Source organism: Streptomyces sp. NPDC030021 (genome assembly GCF_055574035.1).
The window spans coordinates 479,015-501,527 of record NZ_JBVIAH010000003.1; the positions used below are offsets into that span (position 1 = coordinate 479,015).

The following is a 22,513-nucleotide window of genomic DNA, read 5'->3' on the forward strand; positions in this document are numbered from 1 at the left end:
CTTGACCAGCAGCACATCGCGGGCCTCGGCACCGGGCGGCGGATCCTCGCCGCACCCCGAGCACCTCGGCCACGTCATCTTCATCGCCGCGGCCGCGGCCATGGGCGGCTTCCTCTTCGGGTACGACAGTTCCGTCATCAACGGCGCCGTCGTCGCCATCCGTGAACGGTTCGACGTCGGGTCCGCGGCGCTCGCCCAGGTGATCGCCGCCGCACTGATCGGCTGCGCGTTCGGCGCCGCCACCGCGGGCCGCATCGCTGACCGGATCGGTCGAATCCGCTGCATGCAGATCGCCGCCCTCCTCTTCATGGCGAGCGCCCTCGGTTCGGCCCTGCCGTTCGCCCTCTGGGACCTCGCCATGTGGCGCGTGATCGGCGGCTTCGGCATCGGCATGGCCTCCGTCATCGGCCCCGCCTACATCGCCGAGGTGTCCCCGGCCGCCTACCGCGGCCGGCTCGCCTCCTTCCAGCAGGCCGCCATCGTCATCGGCATCGCGGTCTCCCAGCTCGTGAACTGGGCCATCCTGAACCTCGCCGACGGGGACCAGCGCGGCGACATCGCGGGCCTGGAGGCCTGGCAGTGGATGCTGGGCGTCATGGTCGTCCCGGCCGCCCTCTACGGGCTGATGTCCTTCGTCATCCCGGAGTCCCCCCGCTTCCTGATCTCCGTCGGCCGCAACGACGAGGCCAGGAAGGTGCTGACCGAGGTCGAGGGCTCGAAGATCGACCTGGACGGACGCGTCGCCGAGATCGAGCACGCGATGCGCTCCGAGCACAAGTCCACCTTCAAGGACCTGCTCGGCGGCCGCTTCGGCTTCCTGCCCATCGTCTGGGTCGGTATCGGCCTCTCGCTCTTCCAGCAGTTGGTCGGCATCAATGTGATCTTCTACTACAGCTCCTCGCTGTGGCAGTCGGTCGGCATCGACGCGAGCGCCTCGTTCCTGTACTCCTTCGAGACCTCGGTCGTGAACATCGTCGGCACGGTGATCGCGATGATCTTCGTCGACCGGCTCGGCCGCAAGCCGCTCGCGCTCATCGGATCCGTCGGCATGTCGATCTCGCTGGGCCTGGCCGCCTGGGCCTTCTCGTACAAGTCCGGGGTCGGCGACGACATCTCCCTGCCGCACGCCCAGGGCATCGTGGCCCTCGTCGCCGCCAACTGCTTCGTCCTCTTCTTCGCCCTCTCCTGGGGCGTGGTCGTCTGGGTGCTGCTCGGCGAGATGTTCCCGGGCCGCATCCGGGCCGCCGCCCTCGGCGTGGCCGCCGCCGCCCAGTGGATCGCCAACTGGGTCATCACCGTCAGCTTCCCGACGCTCTCGGACTGGAACCTGTCCGGCGCGTACATGATCTACACCGGCTTCGCCCTGCTCTCGATCCCGTTCATCCTCAAGTGGGTGCCGGAGACCAAGGGCAAGGCGCTGGAGGAGATGGGGTAACCACCCCCGCCAACGCCCCATCTCCTCGATACTGCCCCGGCTCAGTCCTTGAGCCGGGGCAGTACCTGTTCGCAGAGCAGGTGCAGGCTCCGCCAGCCCTCGTCCAGCGGCATCCCGCCGCACAGCGGGTGCAGGACCAGGTTCCCCGCCTCGCCCGCGGCCCGGCCGTACGCGACCGCCTCGTCCGGGGTGAGGATCCGGTAGACGCCCTCCGCGCGCAGCTCTGCCACCGAGCGCGCGGCCGACCGTACGGCGCTGCGGATGTCCTTGGACTGCCAGGACGCGTACATGCCCGCCTCGTGCAGGAAGCGCTCGCCGTGCTCGGCCCAGACCCGGTCCGGGTCCTCCGCGATGTGCAGCAGCGGGGTCTCGGCCGCCGGCATCATGCAGAAGCCCTCCGTGCCGTACTCCGCCAGCCGCGCGGTGTAGTACGCCTCCAGCTCCGGCAGGTGCGCGCTGGGGAAGAAGGGCAGCCCCAGCCGGGCGGCGCGGCGGGCCGCGGCCTCGGAGCTGCCGCCGACCAGCAGCAGGGGGTGGGGCCGGGTGAACGGCGCCGGGGTGACCCGTACCGTGCGGCCCCGGAACTCGAAGGGCTCGCCGGTCCACGCCTTCAGCAGGGTCTCCAGCAGCTCGTCCTGGAGCCTGCCGCGCCTGCCCCACTCCACGCCGTGCTGCTCGTACTCCTCGGGCCGGTAGCCGATGCCCGCGACCGTCACCAGGCGGCCACCGCTCAGCAGGTCGAGGACGGCGATGTCCTCGGCGACCCTCAGGGGGTCGTACAGCGGGCCGATGATCGCCGAGACGGTGACGGCGATCCGGCGGGTCGCGCCGAAGACCGCGCCCGCGAAGGCGAAGGGGGAGGGCAGCCAGTTGTTGCCGGTGCCGTGGTGCTCCTCGGTCTGGATGGTGTCGATCCCGCGGTCGTCCGCGTACCGGGCCATCTCCAGCGCCGCCTTGTAGCGGGCGGAGAGGGACTCGGGGGTGCCGTCGGGGTCGACGAGATTGAACCGGGCCACGGTGATGGGCATGAAGAAGTCCCCCTTCGCCGGATGTGGGTGGGCGGGCGAAGGGGGACGTTAGCTGACGCAGCGTCAGTTGGACAGGGATCCGGCGAGCTCGCGCTCCCCGGCCACGTCGACCGGCTCCACCGGCGCCGTGCGCGGCAGTACGGCGTACAGCACGGCCGAGGTGACGATGCCCGCGGCCCAGCCCAGGCCGTTCTCCCCGATCCAGGTGGAGGCGAGCGGTCCGGCGAACCAGTCCACCTTGGTGAACAGCAGGCCCACGACGAGGGCGAGGGCCCACGCGGTCATCGCCTGCCAAGCGAAGCCGCCCTTGTACCAGTAGGCGCTGGTCCGCGTGGTGTCCAGCAGCGCGGGGCCGTCGTACGCCGTCCGGCGCAGCATGTCCACGCCGAAGACGCCGATCCAGGCGGAGAACGCCACGGCCAGCAGCGTCAGGAAGGAGATGAACGAGCCGAAGAAGCTGGTGGCGACCACCATCAGCAGGAAACCGAAGACCAGGCTGATGACCGCGTTGACGCTGACCGCCGCGGCGCGCGGGACCTTGATGCCCAGGGTCTGCGCCGTGAACCCGGCGGAGTACATGGACATCGAGTTGATCAGCAGCATGCCGACGAGCGCGATGAGCAGGTACGGGACCGCGATCCAGGTCGGCAGCAGCTCACCGATGAAGGAGACCGGGTCCTGGGCCGTGGCCAGGTCCGGGGTGCCGACGGCCATGACCGCGCCCATCAGGACCATCGGGAGCACGACCACGCCGGCGCCGCCGATCGTCGCGCCGACCATGGCCTTGGAGGAGGCGGTGCGCGGCAGGTAGCGGGTGAAGTCGGGGCCCGAGGGCACCCAGCTGATCCCGCCGGCCGCGATCGTGCCGATGCCCGCGATCATCATCGCGCTGGAGCCGGCGGGCTTGCCGAAGACCGCGGACCAGTCGGTGGTGAAGACCAGGTACCCGAGGACGAGCACGCTGAAGGCGCCGAAGAGGTACGTCGACCACGTGGAGCAGACGCGCAGCGCGTTGATGCCGAGACCCGAGACCACGAAGGTGCAGCCCACGAAGAACAGCAGGGTGACGACGATGAGCGGGGTGCTGCTGCGGACCCCGAACAGCAGGTCGAGCACGGTCAGTACGGCGTAGGCGCCGCTGACCGCGTTGATGGTCTCCCAGCCCCAGCGGGCCACCCAGATCAGGGCGCCCGGGAAGAGGTTGCCGCGCTGGCCGAACACCGCCCGCGAGAGGGCCATGCCCGGGGCGCCGCCGCGCTTGCCCGCGATGGATATCAGGCCGACGATCCCGTACGAGAGGACCGGCGCGGCGACCGCGACGACGAGCACCTGCCAGATGTTGAGCTTGTTGAAGATCACCAGCCCCGCACCCATGGTCAGCAGCAGCACGCTGATGTTGGCGGCGACCCAGGTGGGTACGAGCTCGCGGACCCGGCCGCCGCGCTCGCTGTCCGGGACCGGTTCCAGACCGCGGGTCTCGATCGCGGTTTCGGCTGCGCCGTCGGCGGGCTCGGCAGGCATGCGATTGCTCCGTTGGGGAGGGTATGGGCAGAAGTCGTCCATCATCATGGATTTGCTGCTAAAACCACAAACGGCGGCTTACGTCCTGGTCCGCACGCGCAGGTTCCCGGCTCCGGGGTGGCCGTGTCCGATACTGGTGGGGTTATGGACATCCTCATCCTTGCTGTAGTCATCGCCCTGGTCGCGGTCGGTGTGATCAGCGGGCTCGTGGTCAGCAGCCGCAAGAAGAAGCAGCTGCCGCCGCCGGCACCGCCGAGCACGCCGACCATCACTGCCCCGCCTGCCGAGCCGCAGGTGGGGGAGGACGCCGTAGAGACGGCGGAAGAGCCGCGCCGCACGATCGAGGAGGTCGGGCTCCCGGAGGCCGAGGCTCCCGTCGAGGCGCCGGCAGCCGAACCCGTGCCCGCGGCCCCGGCCGCGCCCGAGATCGAGGTTCCCGAGCCCACCGCCGGGCGCCTGGTCCGGCTGCGCGCCCGCCTGGCCCGGTCGCAGAACTCCCTCGGCAAGGGGCTGCTCACGCTGCTCTCCAGGGAGCACCTCGACGAGGACACCTGGGAGGAGATCGAGGAGACCCTCCTCGTCGCCGACGTCGGTGTCGTGCCGACCCAGGAGCTCGTGGACCGGCTCCGCGAGCGGGTCAAGGTGCTCGGCACCCGGACCCCGGCGGACCTGCGCGCCCTGCTCAAGGAGGAGCTGCTGACCCTGGTCGGCACCGACTTCGACCGCGCCGTGAAGACGGAGAGCGGCGAGGACACCCCCGGCGTGATCATGGTCGTCGGTGTCAACGGCACCGGCAAGACCACCACCACCGGCAAGCTGGCCCGGGTGCTCGTCGCCGACGGCCGCAGCGTGGTGCTCGGCGCGGCCGACACCTTCCGCGCCGCCGCCGCCGACCAGCTCCAGACCTGGGGCGAGCGCGTCGGCGCCCGTACCGTACGCGGCCCCGAGGGCGGCGACCCGGCCTCGATCGCCTACGACGCGGTCAAGGAGGGCATCGCCGAGGGCGCCGACGTGGTGCTCATCGACACCGCGGGCCGGCTGCACACCAAGACCGGTCTGATGGACGAGCTCGGCAAGGTCAAGCGCGTCGTGGAGAAGCATGGTCCGCTGGACGAGATCCTGCTGGTCCTGGACGCCACCACCGGGCAGAACGGCCTGATTCAGGCCCGTGTCTTCGCCGAGGTCGTGGACATCACCGGCATCGTGCTGACCAAGCTCGACGGCACCGCCAAGGGCGGCATCGTCGTCGCCGTCCAGCGCGAACTGGGCGTACCGGTCAAGCTCATCGGCCTCGGTGAGGGTCCGGACGACCTGGCGCCCTTCGAGCCGGAGGCGTTCGTGGACGCCCTGATCGGCGACTGACCACGGTCCCGCACGGACACAGGTGCCCCCGCGTTCCGCCGGAACGCGGGGGCACCGTCATGTGCGCGTCCGGAACGGGCTAGGGGTGTCGTGTCGGTCAGGCCGGATCAGGGAGACCCCGCGAGCCCGGCCTGACCGACAAGACACCCCCTAGCGGCGGAAGCGGTGGCAGATGTAGGCGAGGGTCCCCAGCAGCAGCCTGGCCTGCGGCGGGCCGCCGGCGGAGTCGAGCGCGGGCGGCCGCAGCCAGCCGACCTGGCCGAGCCCGGCGCGGTCGGAGGGCGGGGCCGTCACGAAGGCGCCGTGGCCCAGGGCCCGCAGGTCGAGGTCGGCGTCGTCCCAGCCCATCCGGTACAGCAGCTGCGGCAGTTCGGCCGCAGCCCCCGGGGCTACGAAGAACTGCGCCCGGCCGTCGGCGGTGACGATGACCGGGCCGAGCGGCAGGCCCATCCGCTCCAGCCGCACCAGCGCTCGGCGCCCGGCCTCCTCGGAGACCTCGATGACGTCGAAGGCGCGGCCCACGGGGAGCAGTACGGCGGCGCCCGGGTACCCGCCCCAGGCCTCGGTGACCTCGTCGAGGGTGGCCCCGGCCGGGACCGTGGGGGCGAAGGCCAGGGGATGCGACCCGGGTGCGCGGCATTTCGCGTCCCCGCAGGAGCAGTCCCGGGCGGGCGCCGCGGCGCGGGCGCCGGGGACCACGTCCCAGCCCCACAGTCCGGTGTACTCCGCCACCGCCGTGCACTCCGAGGTCCGGCCGCCGCGGCGCCGGGTGCCGGAGCGGAACTCCTTGGTGCCGCGGCTGCCGCCGATCGTGAAGCCCATGCCCATGCCCCCTCCAACGGGTCGGACGTGCCGGTGGTTACGAAGCCGGTGCGACGACCTCGGCGGGACCTCTGCCGGCAGTCCCACCGCGGGGTGTTCTCCGATGCCGCCCGGCGCACTCCTCGCCGCGCGCGCCCCGAGCGCACTCCAGTCCAACCGATCCGCTTTCACCTCGGTGTCAAGTGAATCGCGCCTGGCGGGTGGCTTGTTCATTCGAAGGGGTGGCGAATGGTGGCGTTTCTGGAATCGACCTCGCGGCAGGGGTGATCGTAGGATTACTTTCGGTACACGAAACCGAAGGCGGCCCATCCCGTGGGTATGCCGGAGGCAATGCGTGAAGGACCTGTGAAGGTCCGTGGTGGCGCCCGGCGCCCCGGCCAGGGTTTCGTAAGGAAGATGCTGAGCGGATGGGGGCGTTCCAGTGAGCGGCAACGGCGCAAGCGGAACGATCGAGGATGCTGCTGCGCGCAATGACCAGCTGACCTCGTGGTTCGTCCGCAGCGGCTGGTCCAAGGGTGAACTCGCCCGGCAGGTCAACCGCCGGGCGCGCCAGATGGGCGCCCACCACATCAGCACGGACACCTCCCGGGTGCGCCGCTGGCTCGACGGTGAACAGCCCCGCGAACCCGTGCCGCGCATCCTGTCCGAGCTGTTCTCCGAGCGCTTCGGCTCCGTCGTCGCCATCGAGCAGCTCGGCCTGCGCACCGCCCACCAGACCCCCTCCGTCTCCGGGGTCGATCTGCCGTGGGCCGGCCCGCAGACCGTCGAACTGCTCGGCGAGTTCTCCCGCAGCGACCTGATGCTGGCGCGCCGCGGCTTCCTCGGGACCTCGCTCGCCCTCTCCGCCGGCCCCGCCCTCATCGAGCCCATGCAGCGCTGGCTCGTCCCGGTACCGGCCGCCGACCCGGGACCGCGCGGGGCGGGGCCGACGGGGGCCCTCGGCGGCCACCGCCCGCCCCGGCTCTCCGGACCGGAACTCGACCTCCTCGACGCCACCACCGTCATGTTCCGCCAGTGGGACGCCCAGTGCGGCGGCGGACTGCGCCGCAAAGCCGTCGTGGGCCAGCTCCACGAGGTCACCGACCTGCTCCAGGAGAACCATCCGGCGCCGGTCATGAAGCGGCTCTTCAAGGTCGCCGCCGAACTGGCCGAACTGGCCGGCTGGATGAGCTACGACATCGGCCTGCACCCCACCGCGCAGAAGTACTTCGTGCTCGCGCTGCACGCCGCCAAGGAAGGCGGGGACAAGCCGCTCGGCTCGTACATCCTCTCCAGCATGAGCCGCCAGATGATCCACCTGGGCCGCCCCGAGGACGCCCTGGAACTCATCCACCTCGCGCAGTACGGCAGCCGCGACTGCGCCGGCCCGCGCACCCAGGCCATGCTGTATGCGATGGAGGCCCGCGCGTACGCCAACATGGGCCAGCCCAGCCGCTGCAAGCGGGCCGTGCGGATGGCCGAGGACACCTTCTCCGACGTCGGCTTCGCGGGCGAACCCGAACCCGACTGGATCCGCTTCTTCTCCGAGGCCGAGCTGAACGGCGAGAACTCCCACTCGTACCGGGACCTGGCCTACGTGGCCGGGCGCAGCCCCATGTACGCCTCCCTCGCCGAGCCCGTCATGGAACGGGCCGTCGAGCTCTTCGAGAAGGACGAGGAGCACCAGCGCTCCTACGCCCTCAACCTCATCGGCATGGCCACCGTGCACCTGCTCCAGCGCGAGCCCGAGCAGGCCGCGACCCTTGTCGACCGGGCCCTCGACGTGGCGGGAAAGGTGCGGTCCGAACGGGTGAACACCCGCCTGCGCAAGACCGTAGACACCGCCGCCCGCGAGTACGGCGACGTCGCCGAGATCGTCCGGCTCACCGACCACCTCGCCTCCCGGCTCCCCGAAGCCGCGGAGGCCGTCTGACGGCCCACGCGGCCGCCCCCAAGGCCCCGGCCGCGGCAGTCACCCCGTGAAGCCCGATCAGGCTCCCCCAGCCAGGACATCCGGGTCACTGCCGCGGCCGGTTTCTGTTCTTTGCGGCTAAACCGCCGCCGCTCTCGCGGAGTGGTTGCTCGCCGTCGTGGTTCCTCAATCGATGGCTGCCGCGTTCACCACGTCGTAACACCACGGATGCCTTCGTCATCGGGGCGAAACACCGAGCGGCGCCGCCGGAAACCGGCCTGCGCGAATCTCGGGGTCATTAACCGGCCAGCCTCCCCAGCCCGGCCGGACACCCCCTTTTACGCCGCTCAGGTTTTCACGATCGCCCGCACGCGAACGTACCGACGACGAGGAGACGCCGATGGCATCAGCCATCACGACCCTCGCGGCAGACGCCCCGACGCTGTCTGCCGCGAACACCGGGTTCATGCTCATCTGCTCCGCCCTGGTCATGCTGATGACCCCGGGACTCGCCTTCTTCTACGGAGGCATGGTCCGCGTCAAGAGCAGCCTCAACATGCTGATGATGAGCTTCATCAGCCTCGGGATCGTCACGATCCTGTGGGTCCTCTACGGCTTCAGCCTCGCCTTCGGCACCGACTCCGGTTCCCTCATCGGCTGGAACTCCGACTACGTCGGCCTCAGCGGCATCGGGATCACCGAGCTGTGGGACGGCTACACCATCCCGGTCTACGTCTTCGCCGTCTTCCAGCTGATGTTCGCCGTCATCACCCCCGCCCTGATCAGCGGTGCGCTGGCCGACCGCGTGAAGTTCGGCGCCTGGGTCCTGTTCACCGGCCTGTGGGTCACCGTCGTCTACTTCCCCGTCGCCCACTGGGTCTGGGGCGCCGGCGGCTGGCTCTTCGAGCTCGGCGTCATCGACTTCGCGGGCGGCACCGCCGTCCACATCAACGCCGGCGCCGCCGCCCTCGGCGTGATCCTGGTCATCGGCAAGCGCGTCGGCTTCAAGAAGGACCCGATGCGCCCGCACAGCCTCCCCCTCGTGATGCTCGGCGCCGGCCTCCTGTGGTTCGGCTGGTTCGGCTTCAACGCGGGCTCCTGGCTCGGCAACGACGACGGCGTCGGCGCGGTCATGTTCGTCAACACCCAGGTCGCCGCCGCCGCCGCCATGCTCGCCTGGCTCGGCTACGAGAAGCTGCGCCACGGCTCCTTCACCACCCTGGGCGCCGCCTCCGGCGCGGTCGCCGGGCTCGTCGCCATCACCCCCTCGGGCGGTGCGGTCAGCCCGCTCGGCGCGATCGCCATCGGTGTCATCGCCGGTCTGCTCTGCGCCATGGCCGTCGGCCTCAAGTACAAGTTCGGCTACGACGACTCCCTCGACGTGATCGGCGTCCACCTCGTCGGCGGTGTGGTCGGCTCCCTGCTCGTCGGCCTCTTCGCCACCGGCGGTGTCCAGTCCGACGTGGCCGGCCTCTTCTACGGCGGCGGTCTGGAACAGCTCGGCAAGCAGGCCATCGGAGTCTTCGCCGTCCTCGCCTACTCTCTGGTGGCATCGGCGCTCCTCGCCTTCCTCCTCGACAAGACCATCGGGATGCGGGTGTCCGAGGACGACGAGGTCGCCGGTATCGACCAGGTCGAGCACGCCGAGACGGCCTACGACTTCAGCGGAGCCGGCGGCGGAGCCGCCTCGCGGAGCACCACCGCACCCACCCCCTCCGCCGCGAGCAAGAAGGTTGACGCATGAAGCTGATCACCGCGATCGTCAAGCCGCACAAGCTGGACGAGATCAAGGAAGCCCTCCAGGCCTTCGGAGTGCAGGGACTCACGGTCACCGAGGCCAGCGGCTACGGCCGCCAGCGCGGCCACACCGAGGTCTACCGCGGTGCCGAGTACCAGGTGGACCTCGTCCCCAAGATCCGCATCGAGGTCCTGGTCGACGACTCCGACGCCGAGGAACTGATCCGGGTGATCGTGAGCGCGGCGGCCACCGGAAAGATCGGTGACGGCAAGGTGTGGAGCGTCCCCGTGGACTCGGTCGTACGGGTCCGCACCGGCGAGCGCGGCGCTGACGCGCTCTAGCTGACAGGAGCTCCCGGGTGACGAGCGTCGAAGAGAACACCGACCACACGGCCGACTCGGGACCCAGCGGATACGCCGCGGCCCGGCTGCGACTCCTCCAGGAGGAGTCGCAGTCCGGGCCTTCGCGCCGTTCCGCCCTGGCCGGGCTGACCGACGAATGGCTGAACGCCCTGTTCACGACCGCCGTACGGGAGACGGGCGTCCGCGGCGCCACGCTGGTGGCCGTCGGCGGCTACGGGCGCGCCGAACTCTCCCCGCGCAGCGACCTCGACCTGGTGCTGCTGCACGACGGCAAGGCCGAGCCGCGGGCGCTGGGCGCGCTGGCCGACCGCCTCTGGTACCCGGTGTGGGACCTCGGCCTCGCCCTCGACCACTCGGTACGGACCCCCGGCGAGGCCCGCCGCACCGCCGCCGAGGACCTCAAGGTGCACCTCGGCCTGCTGGACGCCCGCACCGTCGCCGGTGACGCCGGACTCCTCGCCGGCCTGCGGACCTCCGTACTGGCCGACTGGCGCAACCAGGCGGCCAGAAGACTCCCGGAGCTGCACTCCCTGTGCCGCGAGCGGGCCGAGCGGGCCGGGGAACTGCGCTTCCTGCTCGAACCCGACCTCAAGGAGGCCCGCGGGGGCCTCCGCGACGCCACCGCGCTGCGGGCGGTCGCCGCGTCCTGGCTGGCCGACGCCCCGCGGGAGGGCCTCGCCGAGGCCCGGCGGCGGCTCCTGGACGCCCGGGACGCCCTGCACCTGGTCACCGGCCGGGCCACCGACCGGCTCTCCCTCCAGGAACAGGACCAGGTCGCGGCCCAGCTCGGACTCCTCGACGCGGACGCCCTGCTGCGCGAGGTGTACGAGGCCGCGCGCGTCGTCGCCTACGCCGGCGACGTGACCTGGCGGGAGGTCGGGCGCGTCCTGCGGGCCCGCGCCGCCCGGCCCAGGCTGCGCGGACTGCTGGGCGCCCGCGGCGACCGGGCCGCCGCGCGGGCACCCCTGGCCGAAGGCGTGGTGGAGTCCGACGGCGAGGCCGTACTGGCCCTGGCCGCGCGCCCCGACCGCGATCCCGTACTCGCCCTGCGGTTCGCCGCGGCCGCCGCCCAGGCGGGTCTGCCCGTCTCCCTGCACGCCGTACGCAGACTCGCGGCGCAGGGGAAACCGCTCCCGGTGCCCTGGCCGGCCGAGGCCCGCGAGCAACTGCTGACCCTGCTGGGGGCGGGGGAGCCGACGGTGGCCGTGTGGGAGGCCCTGGAGGCCGAGGGCCTGATCACCCGGCTGCTCCCGGACTGGGAGCGGGTGCGCTGCCGCCCCCAGCGCAATCCCGTCCACACCTGGACGGTCGACCGGCACCTGATCGAGACGGCGGTGCGGGCCTCCGCCCTCACCCGCCGGGTCGGCCGTCCCGACCTGCTGCTGATGGCCGCGCTCCTGCACGACATCGGCAAGGGCTGGCCGGGAGACCACTCGGTGGCCGGCGAGACCATCGCCCGCGACGTCGCCGCCCGCGTCGGCTTCGACCCGCACGACGTCGCCGTGCTCGGGGCGCTCGTACGGCACCACCTGCTGCTGATCGACACCGCCACCCGGCGCGACCTGGACGACCCGGCCACGGTCCGCGCGGTCGCCGACGCGGTGGGCTCGGTGGGCACGCTGGAGATACTGCACGCCCTGACCGAGGCGGACGCCCTGGCCACCGGTCCGGCGGCGTGGAGCGCATGGCGGGGGTCGCTCGTGGCGGACCTCGTCGCGCGGGTCGCCGCCGTACTGCGCGGCACGGCCCCGGCGGCCGGCGAACCGGAGATCCCGACCACCGAACAGGAACGCCTGGCGGTGGAGGCCCTGCGCACCGGGGAACCGGTCCTGGCGCTCCAGGCCCGCCAGGAGGAGGACGCGGTCGGCGTGGACCTCGTCGTCGCCGTCCCCGACCAGCCGGGGGTCCTCCCCGCGGTGGCCGGGGTCCTGGCCCTGCACCGGCTCACCGTACGGGCGGCCGACCTGCGCTCCATGGAGCTCCCGGACCGGCTGGGCGAGGTCCTGGTGCTGCGCTGGCGGGTGGCGGCGGAGTACGGCGCGCTGCCGCAGGCCGCCCGGCTCCGTACCGACCTGGTCCGCGCCCTGGACGGCTCGCTGGACGTCCCGGCCAAGCTGGCCGACCGCGAGGCGGCCTATCCGCGCCGGCGCGGGGTGGTCCCGCCGCCGCCCCGGGTCACGGTGGTCCCGGACGTGTCCTCCCTGGCCACGGTCCTGGAGGTGCGCGCGCCGGACGCCGTCGGCCTGCTGCACCGGATCGGGCGGGCCCTGGAATCGGCGGGCGTCAGGGTGCGCAGCGCCCACGTCTCCACCCTGGGCGCGAACGCGGTGGACACGCTGTACGTGACCACCCCCGAGGGCAAGCCCCTGGACCCCCAGGAGGCGGCAGCCCTGGCCGGCGTGGTGGCATCGGCCCTGTCGTAGCGCGGACGCGGCGCCGCCGACGCCGGGGAGGCTGGAAGATCCAGCCTCGCCGGCGTTTGAGGCGCGGGGTCCGGGGCGGAGCCCCGGGAAACGGCGAAAGGGCGGGGCGGGGACAGGCTCCGCGCAGCGGCAGACCCGCACCAGGAGCAGGCAGGTCCCCGGATGGGGGAAGGGCCCGATACCCTGGGGGACGACCACAACGCCCCCGACCCGAGGAATCGCGACCACCGTGTTCGATACGCTCTCCGACCGCTTGGCGAATACCTTCAAGGGCCTGCGCGGCAAAGGCCGGCTGTCCGAGGCTGACATCGACGCAGCGGCCCGGGAAATCCGTATCGCGCTCCTCGAGGCCGACGTCGCCCTCCCGGTCGTCCGCTCCTTCATCGCGAACGTCAAGGAACGCGCGCGCGGTGAAGAGGTCAGCAAGGCCCTGAACCCGGGCCAGCAGGTCCTGAAGATCGTCAACGACGAGCTCGTCACGATCCTCGGCGGCGAGACCCGGCGGCTGCGCTTCGCCAAGACCGCCCCCACCGTGATCATGCTGGCCGGTCTCCAGGGTGCCGGTAAGACCACCCTCGCCGGAAAGCTCGGCCTCTGGCTCAAGGGGCAGGGCCACACCCCGCTCCTCGTCGCCTGCGACCTCCAGCGCCCCAACGCCGTCAACCAGCTCTCCGTCGTCGCCGACCGCGCCGGCGTGGCCTTCTACGGCCCCCAGCCGGGCAACGGCGTCGGCGACCCGGTCCAGGTCGCCAAGGACTCCGTCGAGTACGCGCGGACCAAGCAGCACGACATCGTCATCGTCGACACCGCCGGCCGCCTCGGCATCGACGCCGAGCTGATGCAGCAGGCCGCGGACATCCGCGACGCCGTCAGCCCCGACGAGATCCTCTTCGTCGTCGACGCCATGATCGGTCAGGACGCGGTCAACACCGCCGAGGCCTTCCGCGACGGCGTCGGCTTCGACGGCGTCGTGCTGTCGAAGCTCGACGGCGACGCCCGCGGTGGTGCCGCGCTCTCCATCGCGCACGTCACCGGCAAGCAGATCATGTTCGCCTCGAACGGCGAGAAGCTCGACGAGTTCGACGCGTTCCACCCCGACCGCATGGCGGGCCGGATCCTCGACATGGGTGACATGCTCACCCTCATCGAGCAGGCCGAGAAGACCTTCTCGCAGGCCGAGGCCGAGAAGATGGCGGCCAAGCTCGCCAAGGGCCCCAAGGAGTTCACGCTCGACGACTTCCTGGCCCAGATGGAGCAGGTCCGCAAGATGGGCTCCATCTCCAAGCTGCTCGGCATGCTCCCCGGCATGGGTCAGATCAAGGAACAGATCAACAACATCGACGAGCGCGACGTCGACCGCATGGCCGCGATCATCAAGTCGATGACCCCGGCCGAGCGCCAGGACCCGCACCTCATCAACGGCTCGCGCCGTGCCCGTATCGCCAAGGGTTCCGGCACCGAGGTCAGCGCGGTCAAGGGCCTCGTCGAGCGGTTCTTCGACGCCCGCAAGATGATGTCCCGCATGGCCCAGGGCGGCGGCATGCCGGGCATGCCCGGCATGCCCGGGATGGGCGGCGGCCCCGGCCGGCAGAAGAAGCAGGTCAAGCAGGCCAAGGGCAAGCGCAAGAGCGGCAACCCGATGAAGCGCAAGGAAGAGGAGGCCGCAGCCGCGGCCCGCCGGGAGCAGGGCCCGCAGGCGATCGAGCCCGCGGCCGCCGGCAACCCCTTCGGCCTTCCGGCGGGCGGTCAGGGCGGCGAGGACTTCGACCTTCCGGACGAGTTCAAGAAGTTCATGAAGTAACACCCGCGCAGGTGGGTGAGGAGGGCCCCGGCCGTGTTCGCACGGTCGGGGCCCTGCTGTTCCCTGCTGGGGCGACGGCCTGATTTATCCCTTATGGTCGGCCGGGAGGATGGCAGAAGGAGGCGCCCCGTGCCCAGCCCCACCCCCGTACCTCCCCGCACCAGGGCCGACACCCCCTGGCGCTCGGAAGGCGCCCCGCCCGCTCCTCCGCCGAAGAAGAAGGGGCTGCCGGGCGGCTGGCGGGGGCTGATCCTCGCGGCCCTGATCGTCTATCTGGTGGCCAACCTGGTGCTGTCCTTCTTCAACGAGGGGGACGAGCCGACGATCTCGTACACCGAGTTCAGCAAGCAGGTGGCCGCCGGCAACGTCTCGAAGATCTACTCCAAGGGCGACGCCATCCAGGGCGAGCTGAAGGCCGAGCAGCCGCTGCCCGACGGCGACAAGGGCGACTACACCAAGTTCGTCACCCAGCGACCGGCCTTCGCCGACGACGCGCTGTGGGCCGACCTCACCAAGCAGAACGTGACCGTGACGGCCTCCCCGGTCGTCGTCCAGCGCAGCTTCCTCGCCAACCTGCTGATCTCCCTCGCCCCCATGCTGCTGCTGGTCCTCCTGTGGGTGGTCATCGCCCGCCGGATGGGCTCGGGAACGGGCGGCATGGGCGCACTGGGCCGCAAGGCGCCGCCCAAGCCGGTCGAGCTGGAGACGGGCTCCCGCCGCACCACCTTCCAGGACGTGGCAGGGATCGACGAGGTCGAGGGGGAGCTCAGCGACGTCGTCGACTTCCTCAAGAACCCGCAGGAGTACCGGAAGATGGGCGCCCGGATGCCCGGCGGAGTCCTGCTCTCCGGCCCGCCCGGCACCGGCAAGACCCTGCTGGCGCGGGCGGTCGCGGGCGAGGCCGGGGTGCCCTTCTTCTCCGCCTCCGCCTCCGAGTTCATCGAGATGATCGTCGGGGTCGGCGCCTCCCGCGTGCGCGAACTGTTCACCGAGGCGCGCAAGGTGGCCCCCGCCATCATCTTCATCGACGAGATCGACACCATCGGACGGGCCCGCGGCGGCGGCAGTGCCATGGGCGGCCACGACGAACGCGAACAGACCCTCAACCAGATCCTCACCGAGATGGACGGCTTCTCCGGCTCGGAGGGCGTGATCGTCCTCGCGGCCACCAACCGCGCGGACGTGCTGGACCCCGCCCTCACCCGCCCCGGCCGCTTCGACCGCATGGTGGTCGTCTCCCCGCCCGACCGGGCGGGCCGCGAGGCCATCCTGCGCATCCACACCCGCGACATCCCGCTCGCCGAGGGCGTCGACCTGGCACACGTGGCCCGGACCACCCCCGGCATGACCGGAGCGGACCTGGCGAACCTGGCGAACGAGGCCGCGCTGCTGGCCGTCAAACGCCAGCAGACGCAGGTGACCGGGGCGGACCTGTCCGACGCCCTGGAGAAGGTCCAGCTCGGCGCCGAGAGACCGCTGGTCATGCCGGAGGAGGAGCGCCGCCGCACCGCCTACCACGAGAGTGGCCACGCCCTGCTGGGCATGCTCCAGCCGGGCGCCGACCCGGTCCGCAAGATCACGATCGTGCCCCGCGGCCGCGCGCTGGGCGTCACCCTCTCGACCCCGGACTCGGACCGGTACGCCTACACCGAGCCGTACCTGCGCGGCCGCATCATCGGCGCGCTCGGCGGCATGGCGGCCGAGCACGTCGTCTACGACGTCGTCACCACCGGCGCCGAGAACGACCTGGAGCAGGTGACCAACATCGTCCGCGGCATGGTCGGCCGCTGGGGCATGAGCGAGCGGATCGGCCGCCTCACCGCGATCCCCTCCGACGGGCAGAGCCCCTACGGACTCTCCGCCGCCCCCGCCACCCTCGACGCGGTCGACCACGAGATGCGGCGCATCGTGGACGAGTGCTACCTGGAGGCCTGCCGCCTGCTGCGCGATCACCGCCCGCAGCTGGACGCCCTGGCCCAGGCCCTCCTCGCCAACGAGACCCTGGACGAGACGGCCGCCTACGCCGCCGCGGGCATCGCCCGGCTGACGAAGGGGCACGGCACCGACTGAGGAGCGGCCGTCAGTCCACCCGGGCGATCACGTACCGGAAGATGTTCGGCAGCCACACGGCGCCGTCGGATCGCTCGAACGGGTGAAGCGCCTCGGCCAGCTCCTTCTCCGCCAGCACGGAATCGGCCGTGCCGTCGTAGAGCCCGGTCGACAGCAGTCCGCGTACCGCGCTGTCCACGTCCGCGTACCCGAACGGGCAGAACACCCGCCCGGAACCGTCCGGCCGGAGCCCGGCCCGCTCCACCAGCGCGTCCAGATCCCGCGGCGCGGGCCCGCCGCCGAGGACCGACGGCACCGTGCAGCGCTCCGCGGGCCCCCAGCCGGCCAGTACCACCGCCCCGCCGCGGCGGACCGCGGGCAGGGCCGCGGCCAGGGCCGAGGGCGCCGGGGAGAAGGCGAGCAGGGCGTCGTACGGGCGGGGCGGGGGCGGCGGCTCCGGCGGGGCCGCCAGAACCTCCAGCAGCCGCTCACGGGCCAGCGCCCGCCGGGCCGGATCCGCCTCCACCCCCGTGGCCACGGCTCCCCGCCCGGCCGCCAGCAGCAGCGGCAGCCCGGCTCCGCAGTCCAGGCCGAGCAGCCGGTCACCCGGCCCGACCTCCAGCCGGTCGTAAACCGCTTCGTACAGCGGTACAAGCATCCGTTCCTGGATCTCCGCCCAGTCCCGGGCGACGAGCGTCGCCGTCGGCGTCGGTGTCATCGAAAGAGCGCTCCTGATTCCGTGTCGCCCCCTTGCCCCCGTTGCCAGAGAACTCCCCATTCGCCCCCGCGTCCAGAGGAGCGCGGCACCCGATTCACGCATCGTGTGCCGGGCGCCGTACGATTCGCGGCATGGCAAAGGCACCCGTTCTCACCCCGCAGGCGGAGGATTTCCCCCGCTGGTACCAGGATCTGATCAACAAGGCCGAGCTGGCCGACAACGGTCCGGTCCGAGGCACCATGGTCATCCGACCGTACGGCTACGGCCTGTGGGAGCGGATGCAGCAGGAGATGGACGCGCGCATCAAGGACGCGGGCGCCCAGAACGCGTACTTCCCGCTGTTCATCCCGCAGTCGTACCTGACGAAGGAAGCCGAGCACGTCGAGGGCTTCGCCCCCGAGCTCGCGGTCGTCACGCACGGCGGCGGCAAGGAGCTGGAAGAGCCGGTCGTCGTCCGGCCCACGTCCGAGACGATCATCAACGACTACTTCTCCAAGTGGGTCCAGAGCTACCGCGACCTGCCCCTGCTGATCAACCAGTGGGCCAACGTGGTCCGCTGGGAGATGCGCCCGCGCGTGTTCCTCCGTACGAGCGAGTTCCTCTGGCAGGAGGGCCACACCGCCCACGCCACCTACGAGGAAGCCCGCGACTACGCGGCCCGCATCCACACGGACGTCTACGGCGACTTCATGACGAACGTGCTCGGCATCGACGTCGTGCTCGGCCGCAAGACCGCCAAGGAGCGCTTCGCCGGCGCCATCAACACCCTCACCCTCGAGGGCATGATGGGCGACGGCAAGGCCCTGCAGCTGGGCACGAGCCACGAGCTCGGCACCAACTTCGCCAAGGCGTTCAACACCCAGTACCTGTCGAAGGAAGGCAAGCAGGAGCTTGTCTGGCAGACCTCGTGGGGCGTCTCGACCCGCATGGTCGGCGGCCTGATCATGTCCCACGGCGACGACAACGGCCTGCGGGTCCCGCCGCGCCTCGCGCACGTCCAGGTCGTCGTCATGGCGATCAAGGGTGACGAGGCCGTCACGAAGGTCCGCGAGCTGGGTGCCCAGCTGAAGGCCGCCGGCCTGCGGGTGCAGGTCGACGACCGCGTCGACACCCCCTTCGGCCGCCGCGCCGTGGACTGGGAGCTCAAGGGCGTACCGGTCCGCATCGAGATCGGTCCCCGCGACCTGGAGGCCGGCACCGCGATGCTGGCCCGCCGGATCCCGGGCGGGAAGACCCCCGTGCAGATCGACGCCCTCGCCGACCTGCTGCCCAAGGTGCTGGAAGAGGACCAGGCGCAGCTGCTGCGCGAGTCCCGCGAGCGCCGTGTGGCCCGTACGTCCGACGTCACGACCATCGGGGAGGCCGCCGAGGCCGCCGTCGCCGGTGGCTGGGCGCGGATCCCGTGGGCGGACCTCGGTCCGGAGGGCGAGGCGAAGCTGGCCGAGCAGGCCGTCTCCGTGCGCTGCCTGATCGCCGAGGACGGGTCGGTCCCGGAGGCGGACGACGCCCCCGGTACGCTCGCGATCGTCGCGCGCTCGTACTGACCGGGCCGACCGGCCTGTGTGCCCCGGCGTGCGGCTCGTGCCGCGCGCCGGGGCCGGTTCATGTCCGTCGACCGGGGCGACTTGGTCGACGTTACGTACCGACTCCTCCTGAGATCGGCGCACCCGTCCTCGTCAGGACGCATGAGACTGAACTGACTGGTACGTGCAAAAAATTTGGAATGGCCCGGAATCGGAACACCCGGGCACCTCGGCTCGTTGTCACGACGTGAGCACGACACCACCTGTTCTCGCCGCAGAGCTGGCGCAGGCGTGGGCCGATATTCAGCGGTACCACCCCGAGCTGCCTGACCTTGCCGCGCCCGAGTCCCTGATCGGTGAGTCCTCGTCCGCCTGCGGCGCCGAGCTCTCCTTCGAGCGACTGCTGCACGAGGCAGTCCACGGCATCGCCGCCGCCCGCGGTGTCCGCGACACCTCGCGCGCCGGCCGCTACCACAACCGCAGATTCCTCGCGATCGCCGAGGAGATGGGGCTGGACCACTCCGAGGAGCCGCACGCGAGCAGCGGTTTCTCCCTGGTCACGCTCAATCCGGAGGCGAAGCGCCGCTACCGTCCCACCATCGAGCGGCTGCAGCGCGCGCTGAAGGCGCACACGGCCGCGACCGCGGCCGACACCAAGCGCAGCTTCCGGGGGCCTGCCGCCCGGCACGGATCCTCCGGCGGTGGCGTGCGCGTCAAGGCCGTCTGCGACTGCGGGCGCAACGTCCGGGTGGTCCCCTCCGTGCTGGCCCAGGCGCCGATCGTGTGCGGTGGCTGCATGAAGCCCTTCCGCATCCCCGACGTGGCCATCGCGGCGGCCTCCTGACCGCCTTTCCCGTCGCCGCCGGGGCCACCGCCCCACGGCGAACCGGACGCCGGGCCGTCGCCCCCACCGGGGCGGCCGCCGACGGCGCACGCACGGGTGGCCCGTACCGCCGTACCGCCGGCGGGCACCGGTCCTGCCCGCCCGGCTGAGCGCGCCGCAGGCGTATGGCACAATGGCTAGCTGTACTCGACAGTCGCATAGGACCCCTCTCTCCTCCGGCTGACGCGTCCATCGGGCACCCGAGTACCGCAACCCCACGTGGCATCTCATGTGCCCAACCACGTCAAGTTCAGGAGACACCACTCCAGTGGCAGTCAAGATCAAGCTCAAGCGCCTCGGCAAGATTCGCCAGCCGCACTACCGCATCGTCGTCGCCGACGCCCGCACCCGCCGGGATGGTCGCGCGATCGAGGAGATCGGTATCTACCACCCGACCTACAACCCGTCGCGCATCGAGGTCAACGCCGAGCGTGCGCAGTACTGGCTGTCCGTCGGCGCCCAGCCCACCGAGGCTGTGCTCGCCATCCTGAAGCTGACCGGTGACTGGCAGGCCCACAAGGGTCTCCCCGCCCCCGCGCCGCTCCTGCAGCCGGCGACGAAGGAGAGCAAGCGTCGCTCCTTCGACGAGTTCGCCAAGGCCCTCGAGGGCATCGGCGAGGGCAAGGGCGACGCCATCACGCAGAAGGCGAAGAAGGCCGACAAGAAGGCGGACGAGGCTGAGGCCGCCGCCGAGTCGACCGAGGCCTGAGCATGCTCGAGGAGGCTCTTGAGCACCTCGTGAAGGGCATTGTGGACAACCCCGACGAAGTGCAGGTCGCCTCGCGCAACCTGCGCCGCGGGCAGGTGCTCGAGGTCCGGGTTCACCCCGACGACCTCGGCAAGGTGATCGGCCGCAACGGCCGCACCGCACGTGCTCTGCGTACCGTCGTGGGCGCCATCGGCGGCCGTGGGATCCGCGTCGACCTCGTCGACGTGGACCAGGTCCGCTGAGCAGTTGATTCACCGGCACGGGCCGGGGAGGGCGTTGGTCGCCCGCCCCGGCCCGTGTCGTTTCTGCCCCCGGGCAGGAGCGACCATTGATGTGAGCAACCACGCCGCAGTAAGGGAAGAGCACAGTGGAGTTGGTAGTCGCGCGGATCGGCCGCGCCCACGGCATCAAGGGTGAGGTCACCGTCGAGGTGCGCACCGACGAGCCGGAGCTGCGACTGAGTCCCGGCGCCGTGCTCAAGACGGAGCCCGCGACGGCGGGACCGCTGACGATCGAGACGGGCCGCGTGCACAGCGGGCGGCTGCTGCTCCGCTTCGCGGGCGTCAAGGACCGCACCGGAGCCGAGTCGCTGCGCAACATCCTCCTGATCGCCGAGGTGGACCCCTCCGAGCTGCCGGAGGAGCCCGACGAGTACTACGACCACCAGCTGATGGACCTGGACGTGGTGCTGGAGGACGGCACCGAGATCGGCCGGATCACCGAGATCTCCCACCTGCCCTCGCAGGACCTCTTCATCGTCGAGCGGCCGGACGGCACCGAGGTGATGATCCCCTTCGTGGAGGAGATCGTCGCCGAGATCGACCTGGAGGAGCAGCGCTGCGTCATCACCCCGCCGCCCGGGCTGATCGACGAGCGTGACGCCGTCGTCGTCTCGACCCGGGACGAGGACGCCGCGGATTCCGGGGACGACGCCTGATGCGACTCGACGTCGTCACGATCTTCCCCGAGTACCTGGAGCCGCTGGACGTCTCCCTCGTCGGCAAGGCGCGCGCCCGCGGGCAGCTCGACGTCCACGTCCACGACCTGCGGGAGTGGACGTACGACCGGCACAACACGGTGGACGACACCCCGTACGGCGGCGGTCCCGGCATGGTCATGAAGACCGAGCCGTGGGGCGAGGCCCTGGACTCCGCCCTGGCCGACGGCTACGAGGCGGGCGCGCACGGTCCCGTCATGGTCGTCCCCACCCCCAGTGGCCGCCCCTTCACCCAGGAACTGGCCGTCGAACTCTCCGAGCGGCCCTGGCTGATCTTCACGCCGGCCCGGTACGAGGGCATCGACCGCCGGGTCATGGACGAGTACGCCACGCGCATGCCGGTGTACGAGGTCTCCATCGGCGACTACGTCCTGGCGGGCGGCGAGGCTGCCGTACTGGTGGTCACCGAGGCCGTGGCCCGGCTGCTGCCCGGGGTGCTCGGCAACGCCGAATCGCACCGCGACGACTCCTTCGCGCCGGGCGAGATGGCGAACCTGCTGGAGGGGCCCGTCTACACCAAGCCCCCGGTGTGGCGCGGCCGGGACATCCCCGAGGTGCTGCTCAGCGGGCACCACGGGAAGATCGCCCGGTGGCGCCGGGACGAGGCCTTCCGCCGGACCGCGCAGAACCGCCCCGACCTGATCGAGCGCTGCGAGGCCGCCGGCTTCGACAAGAAGGACCGGGAGATCCTCTCCGTCCTGGGCTGGCAGCCGTCCGCCGACGGCCGATTTTGGCGCAGGGCCCAGGCCGTGGAAGAATAGGCGGCTGCTGTGTGCTCGCGGGCGCCCCTGCCACAGGGGGACCGTCGTCCGCCGGGTCCCGCAGCTCCCGAATTCTCTACGGAAACCCGCACTGGCGACCTGTGGCGTCATGCGAAGAAAGCAGACGAAGAACATGTCTCACCTGCTCGACGGCGTCAACGCCGCCACGCTCCGCACGGACGTCCCGGCCTTCCGCCCGGGTGACACGATCAACGTGCACGTCCGCGTGATCGAGGGCAACCGCTCCCGTATCCAGCAGTTCAAGGGCGTAGTCATCCGCCGCCAGGGCGCCGGCGTCTCCGAGACCTTCACCGTGCGCAAGGTCTCCTTCAGCGTCGGCGTGGAGCGTACCTTCCCGGTCCACTCCCCGATCTTCGAGAAGATCGAGCTCGTCACCCGCGGTGACGTTCGCCGCGCCAAGCTGTACTACCTCCGTGAGCTCCGCGGCAAGGCCGCGAAGATCAAGGAGAAGCGCGACCGCTGAGGTAAC

Annotated in this window: 19 protein-coding genes; 15 read left to right on the plus strand and 4 right to left on the minus strand. The window is 71.4% G+C overall.

From position 1 onward, the window contains the following. Nucleotide 1 precedes the first annotated feature (1 nt). Nucleotides 2–1,435: a sugar porter family MFS transporter gene (locus tag ACZ4YL_RS08250; RefSeq protein ID WP_468114665.1), complete on the plus strand. Its 1,434-nt coding sequence runs from the start codon at nucleotides 2–4 to the stop codon at nucleotides 1,433–1,435. 41 nt (nucleotides 1,436–1,476) lie between these two features. Here ACZ4YL_RS08250 and ACZ4YL_RS08255 read toward each other — a convergent pair whose 3' ends face one another. Further along, complete coding sequence (locus ACZ4YL_RS08255; protein WP_468114666.1) at nucleotides 1,477–2,463, minus strand: LLM class flavin-dependent oxidoreductase; 987 nt, start codon at nucleotides 2,461–2,463, stop codon at nucleotides 1,477–1,479. Nucleotides 2,464–2,526: 63 nt separating this feature from the next. Continuing rightward, a complete protein-coding gene (locus tag ACZ4YL_RS08260) occupies nucleotides 2,527–3,984 on the minus strand; it encodes a purine-cytosine permease family protein (RefSeq protein WP_468114668.1) in 1,458 nt (485 codons plus the stop codon). Nucleotides 3,985–4,128: 144 nt separating this feature from the next. On the opposite strand from ACZ4YL_RS08260, the gene ftsY reads away from it, so the two are divergent. Next, nucleotides 4,129–5,346, plus strand: coding sequence for a signal recognition particle-docking protein FtsY (gene ftsY / locus ACZ4YL_RS08265; protein WP_468114670.1), 1,218 nt, complete (start codon nucleotides 4,129–4,131; stop codon nucleotides 5,344–5,346). Between the two features lie 150 nt (nucleotides 5,347–5,496). Here the strand turns inward: ftsY and ACZ4YL_RS08270 are convergent, their stop codons facing one another. Beyond that, a complete protein-coding gene (locus ACZ4YL_RS08270; RefSeq protein ID WP_468114672.1) occupies nucleotides 5,497–6,168 on the minus strand; it encodes a bifunctional DNA primase/polymerase in 672 nt (223 codons plus the stop codon). Between the two features lie 421 nt (nucleotides 6,169–6,589). On the opposite strand from ACZ4YL_RS08270, the gene nsdA reads away from it, so the two are divergent. From nsdA to ftsH, 6 genes are all read left to right on the plus strand, one after another. Next, the gene (gene nsdA, locus ACZ4YL_RS08275) at nucleotides 6,590–8,080 is read left to right on the plus strand and encodes a transcriptional repressor NsdA (protein ID WP_468114674.1); all 1,491 of its coding nucleotides are present in this window, start codon (nucleotides 6,590–6,592) and stop codon (nucleotides 8,078–8,080) included. A 379-nt stretch (nucleotides 8,081–8,459) separates the two neighbouring features. After that, the gene (locus tag ACZ4YL_RS08280) at nucleotides 8,460–9,803 is read left to right on the plus strand and encodes an ammonium transporter (protein WP_468114676.1); all 1,344 of its coding nucleotides are present in this window, start codon (nucleotides 8,460–8,462) and stop codon (nucleotides 9,801–9,803) included. After that, a complete protein-coding gene (locus tag ACZ4YL_RS08285; protein ID WP_030009357.1) occupies nucleotides 9,800–10,138 on the plus strand; it encodes a P-II family nitrogen regulator in 339 nt (112 codons plus the stop codon). The genes ACZ4YL_RS08280 and ACZ4YL_RS08285 overlap by 4 nt, the downstream gene beginning before the upstream one ends. Before the next feature lie 17 nt (nucleotides 10,139–10,155). Further along, entirely contained in the window at nucleotides 10,156–12,582 is a 2,427-nt protein-coding gene (locus ACZ4YL_RS08290; protein ID WP_468114678.1) for a [protein-PII] uridylyltransferase, read from the plus strand. 229 nt (nucleotides 12,583–12,811) lie between these two features. Then, nucleotides 12,812–14,383 carry a signal recognition particle protein gene (gene ffh / locus ACZ4YL_RS08295; protein ID WP_468114680.1) on the plus strand — a complete coding sequence of 524 codons (1,572 nt, stop codon included), beginning with the start codon at nucleotides 12,812–12,814 and terminating at the stop codon, nucleotides 14,381–14,383. 129 nt (nucleotides 14,384–14,512) lie between these two features. Continuing rightward, nucleotides 14,513–16,453, plus strand: coding sequence for an ATP-dependent zinc metalloprotease FtsH (gene ftsH / locus ACZ4YL_RS08300; RefSeq protein ID WP_468114682.1), 1,941 nt, complete (start codon nucleotides 14,513–14,515; stop codon nucleotides 16,451–16,453). A 10-nt stretch (nucleotides 16,454–16,463) separates the two neighbouring features. On the opposite strand, the gene ACZ4YL_RS08305 is transcribed toward ftsH, so the two are convergent. Next, entirely contained in the window at nucleotides 16,464–17,150 is a 687-nt protein-coding gene (locus ACZ4YL_RS08305) for a class I SAM-dependent methyltransferase (protein WP_468114684.1), read from the minus strand. 131 nt (nucleotides 17,151–17,281) lie between these two features. On the opposite strand from ACZ4YL_RS08305, the gene proS reads away from it, so the two are divergent. The 7 genes from proS (at nucleotide 17,282) to rplS (ending at nucleotide 22,507) form a co-directional block, all read left to right on the plus strand. Next, the gene (proS, locus tag ACZ4YL_RS08310; protein WP_468114686.1) at nucleotides 17,282–18,694 is read left to right on the plus strand and encodes a proline--tRNA ligase; all 1,413 of its coding nucleotides are present in this window, start codon (nucleotides 17,282–17,284) and stop codon (nucleotides 18,692–18,694) included. A 226-nt stretch (nucleotides 18,695–18,920) separates the two neighbouring features. Continuing rightward, nucleotides 18,921–19,517 (plus strand): hypothetical protein, encoded by a 597-nt coding sequence (locus ACZ4YL_RS08315; protein WP_030012572.1) that lies wholly within the window; start codon nucleotides 18,921–18,923, stop codon nucleotides 19,515–19,517. A 307-nt stretch (nucleotides 19,518–19,824) separates the two neighbouring features. After that, complete coding sequence (gene rpsP / locus ACZ4YL_RS08320) at nucleotides 19,825–20,265, plus strand: 30S ribosomal protein S16 (protein ID WP_351153623.1); 441 nt, start codon at nucleotides 19,825–19,827, stop codon at nucleotides 20,263–20,265. Between the two features lie 2 nt (nucleotides 20,266–20,267). After that, nucleotides 20,268–20,507 (plus strand): RNA-binding protein, encoded by a 240-nt coding sequence (locus tag ACZ4YL_RS08325; protein WP_030011889.1) that lies wholly within the window; start codon nucleotides 20,268–20,270, stop codon nucleotides 20,505–20,507. Between the two features lie 125 nt (nucleotides 20,508–20,632). Continuing rightward, on the plus strand, nucleotides 20,633–21,202 hold the full coding sequence (rimM, locus tag ACZ4YL_RS08330; RefSeq protein WP_468114688.1) for a ribosome maturation factor RimM: 570 nt from the start codon (nucleotides 20,633–20,635) through the stop codon (nucleotides 21,200–21,202). After that, nucleotides 21,202–22,023 (plus strand): tRNA (guanosine(37)-N1)-methyltransferase TrmD, encoded by an 822-nt coding sequence (trmD, locus tag ACZ4YL_RS08335; protein ID WP_150259726.1) that lies wholly within the window; start codon nucleotides 21,202–21,204, stop codon nucleotides 22,021–22,023. The genes rimM and trmD overlap by 1 nt, the downstream gene beginning before the upstream one ends. Before the next feature lie 133 nt (nucleotides 22,024–22,156). Beyond that, nucleotides 22,157–22,507, plus strand: coding sequence for a 50S ribosomal protein L19 (gene rplS / locus ACZ4YL_RS08340; protein WP_301366251.1), 351 nt, complete (start codon nucleotides 22,157–22,159; stop codon nucleotides 22,505–22,507). Nucleotides 22,508–22,513: the final 6 nt, after the last annotated feature.

What these genes read in the sequence shown, in the direction of transcription:
- ACZ4YL_RS08305 (WP_468114684.1), bottom strand. Translation starts at nt 17,150, where the DNA reads ATGACACCGACGCCGACGGCGACGCTCGTCGCCCGGGACTGGGCGGAG.
- ACZ4YL_RS08255 (WP_468114666.1), bottom strand. Translation starts at nt 2,463, where the DNA reads ATGCCCATCACCGTGGCCCGGTTCAATCTCGTCGACCCCGACGGCACC.
- ACZ4YL_RS08285 (WP_030009357.1), top strand. Translation starts at nt 9,800, where the DNA reads ATGAAGCTGATCACCGCGATCGTCAAGCCGCACAAGCTGGACGAGATC.
- ACZ4YL_RS08260 (WP_468114668.1), bottom strand. Translation starts at nt 3,984, where the DNA reads ATGCCTGCCGAGCCCGCCGACGGCGCAGCCGAAACCGCGATCGAGACC.
- trmD (WP_150259726.1), top strand. Translation starts at nt 21,202, where the DNA reads ATGCGACTCGACGTCGTCACGATCTTCCCCGAGTACCTGGAGCCGCTG.
- ACZ4YL_RS08270 (WP_468114672.1), bottom strand. Translation starts at nt 6,168, where the DNA reads ATGGGCTTCACGATCGGCGGCAGCCGCGGCACCAAGGAGTTCCGCTCC.
- ftsY (WP_468114670.1), top strand. Translation starts at nt 4,129, where the DNA reads ATGGACATCCTCATCCTTGCTGTAGTCATCGCCCTGGTCGCGGTCGGT.
- ACZ4YL_RS08325 (WP_030011889.1), top strand. Translation starts at nt 20,268, where the DNA reads ATGCTCGAGGAGGCTCTTGAGCACCTCGTGAAGGGCATTGTGGACAAC.
- ACZ4YL_RS08280 (WP_468114676.1), top strand. Translation starts at nt 8,460, where the DNA reads ATGGCATCAGCCATCACGACCCTCGCGGCAGACGCCCCGACGCTGTCT.
- rplS (WP_301366251.1), top strand. Translation starts at nt 22,157, where the DNA reads ATGTCTCACCTGCTCGACGGCGTCAACGCCGCCACGCTCCGCACGGAC.
- proS (WP_468114686.1), top strand. Translation starts at nt 17,282, where the DNA reads ATGGCAAAGGCACCCGTTCTCACCCCGCAGGCGGAGGATTTCCCCCGC.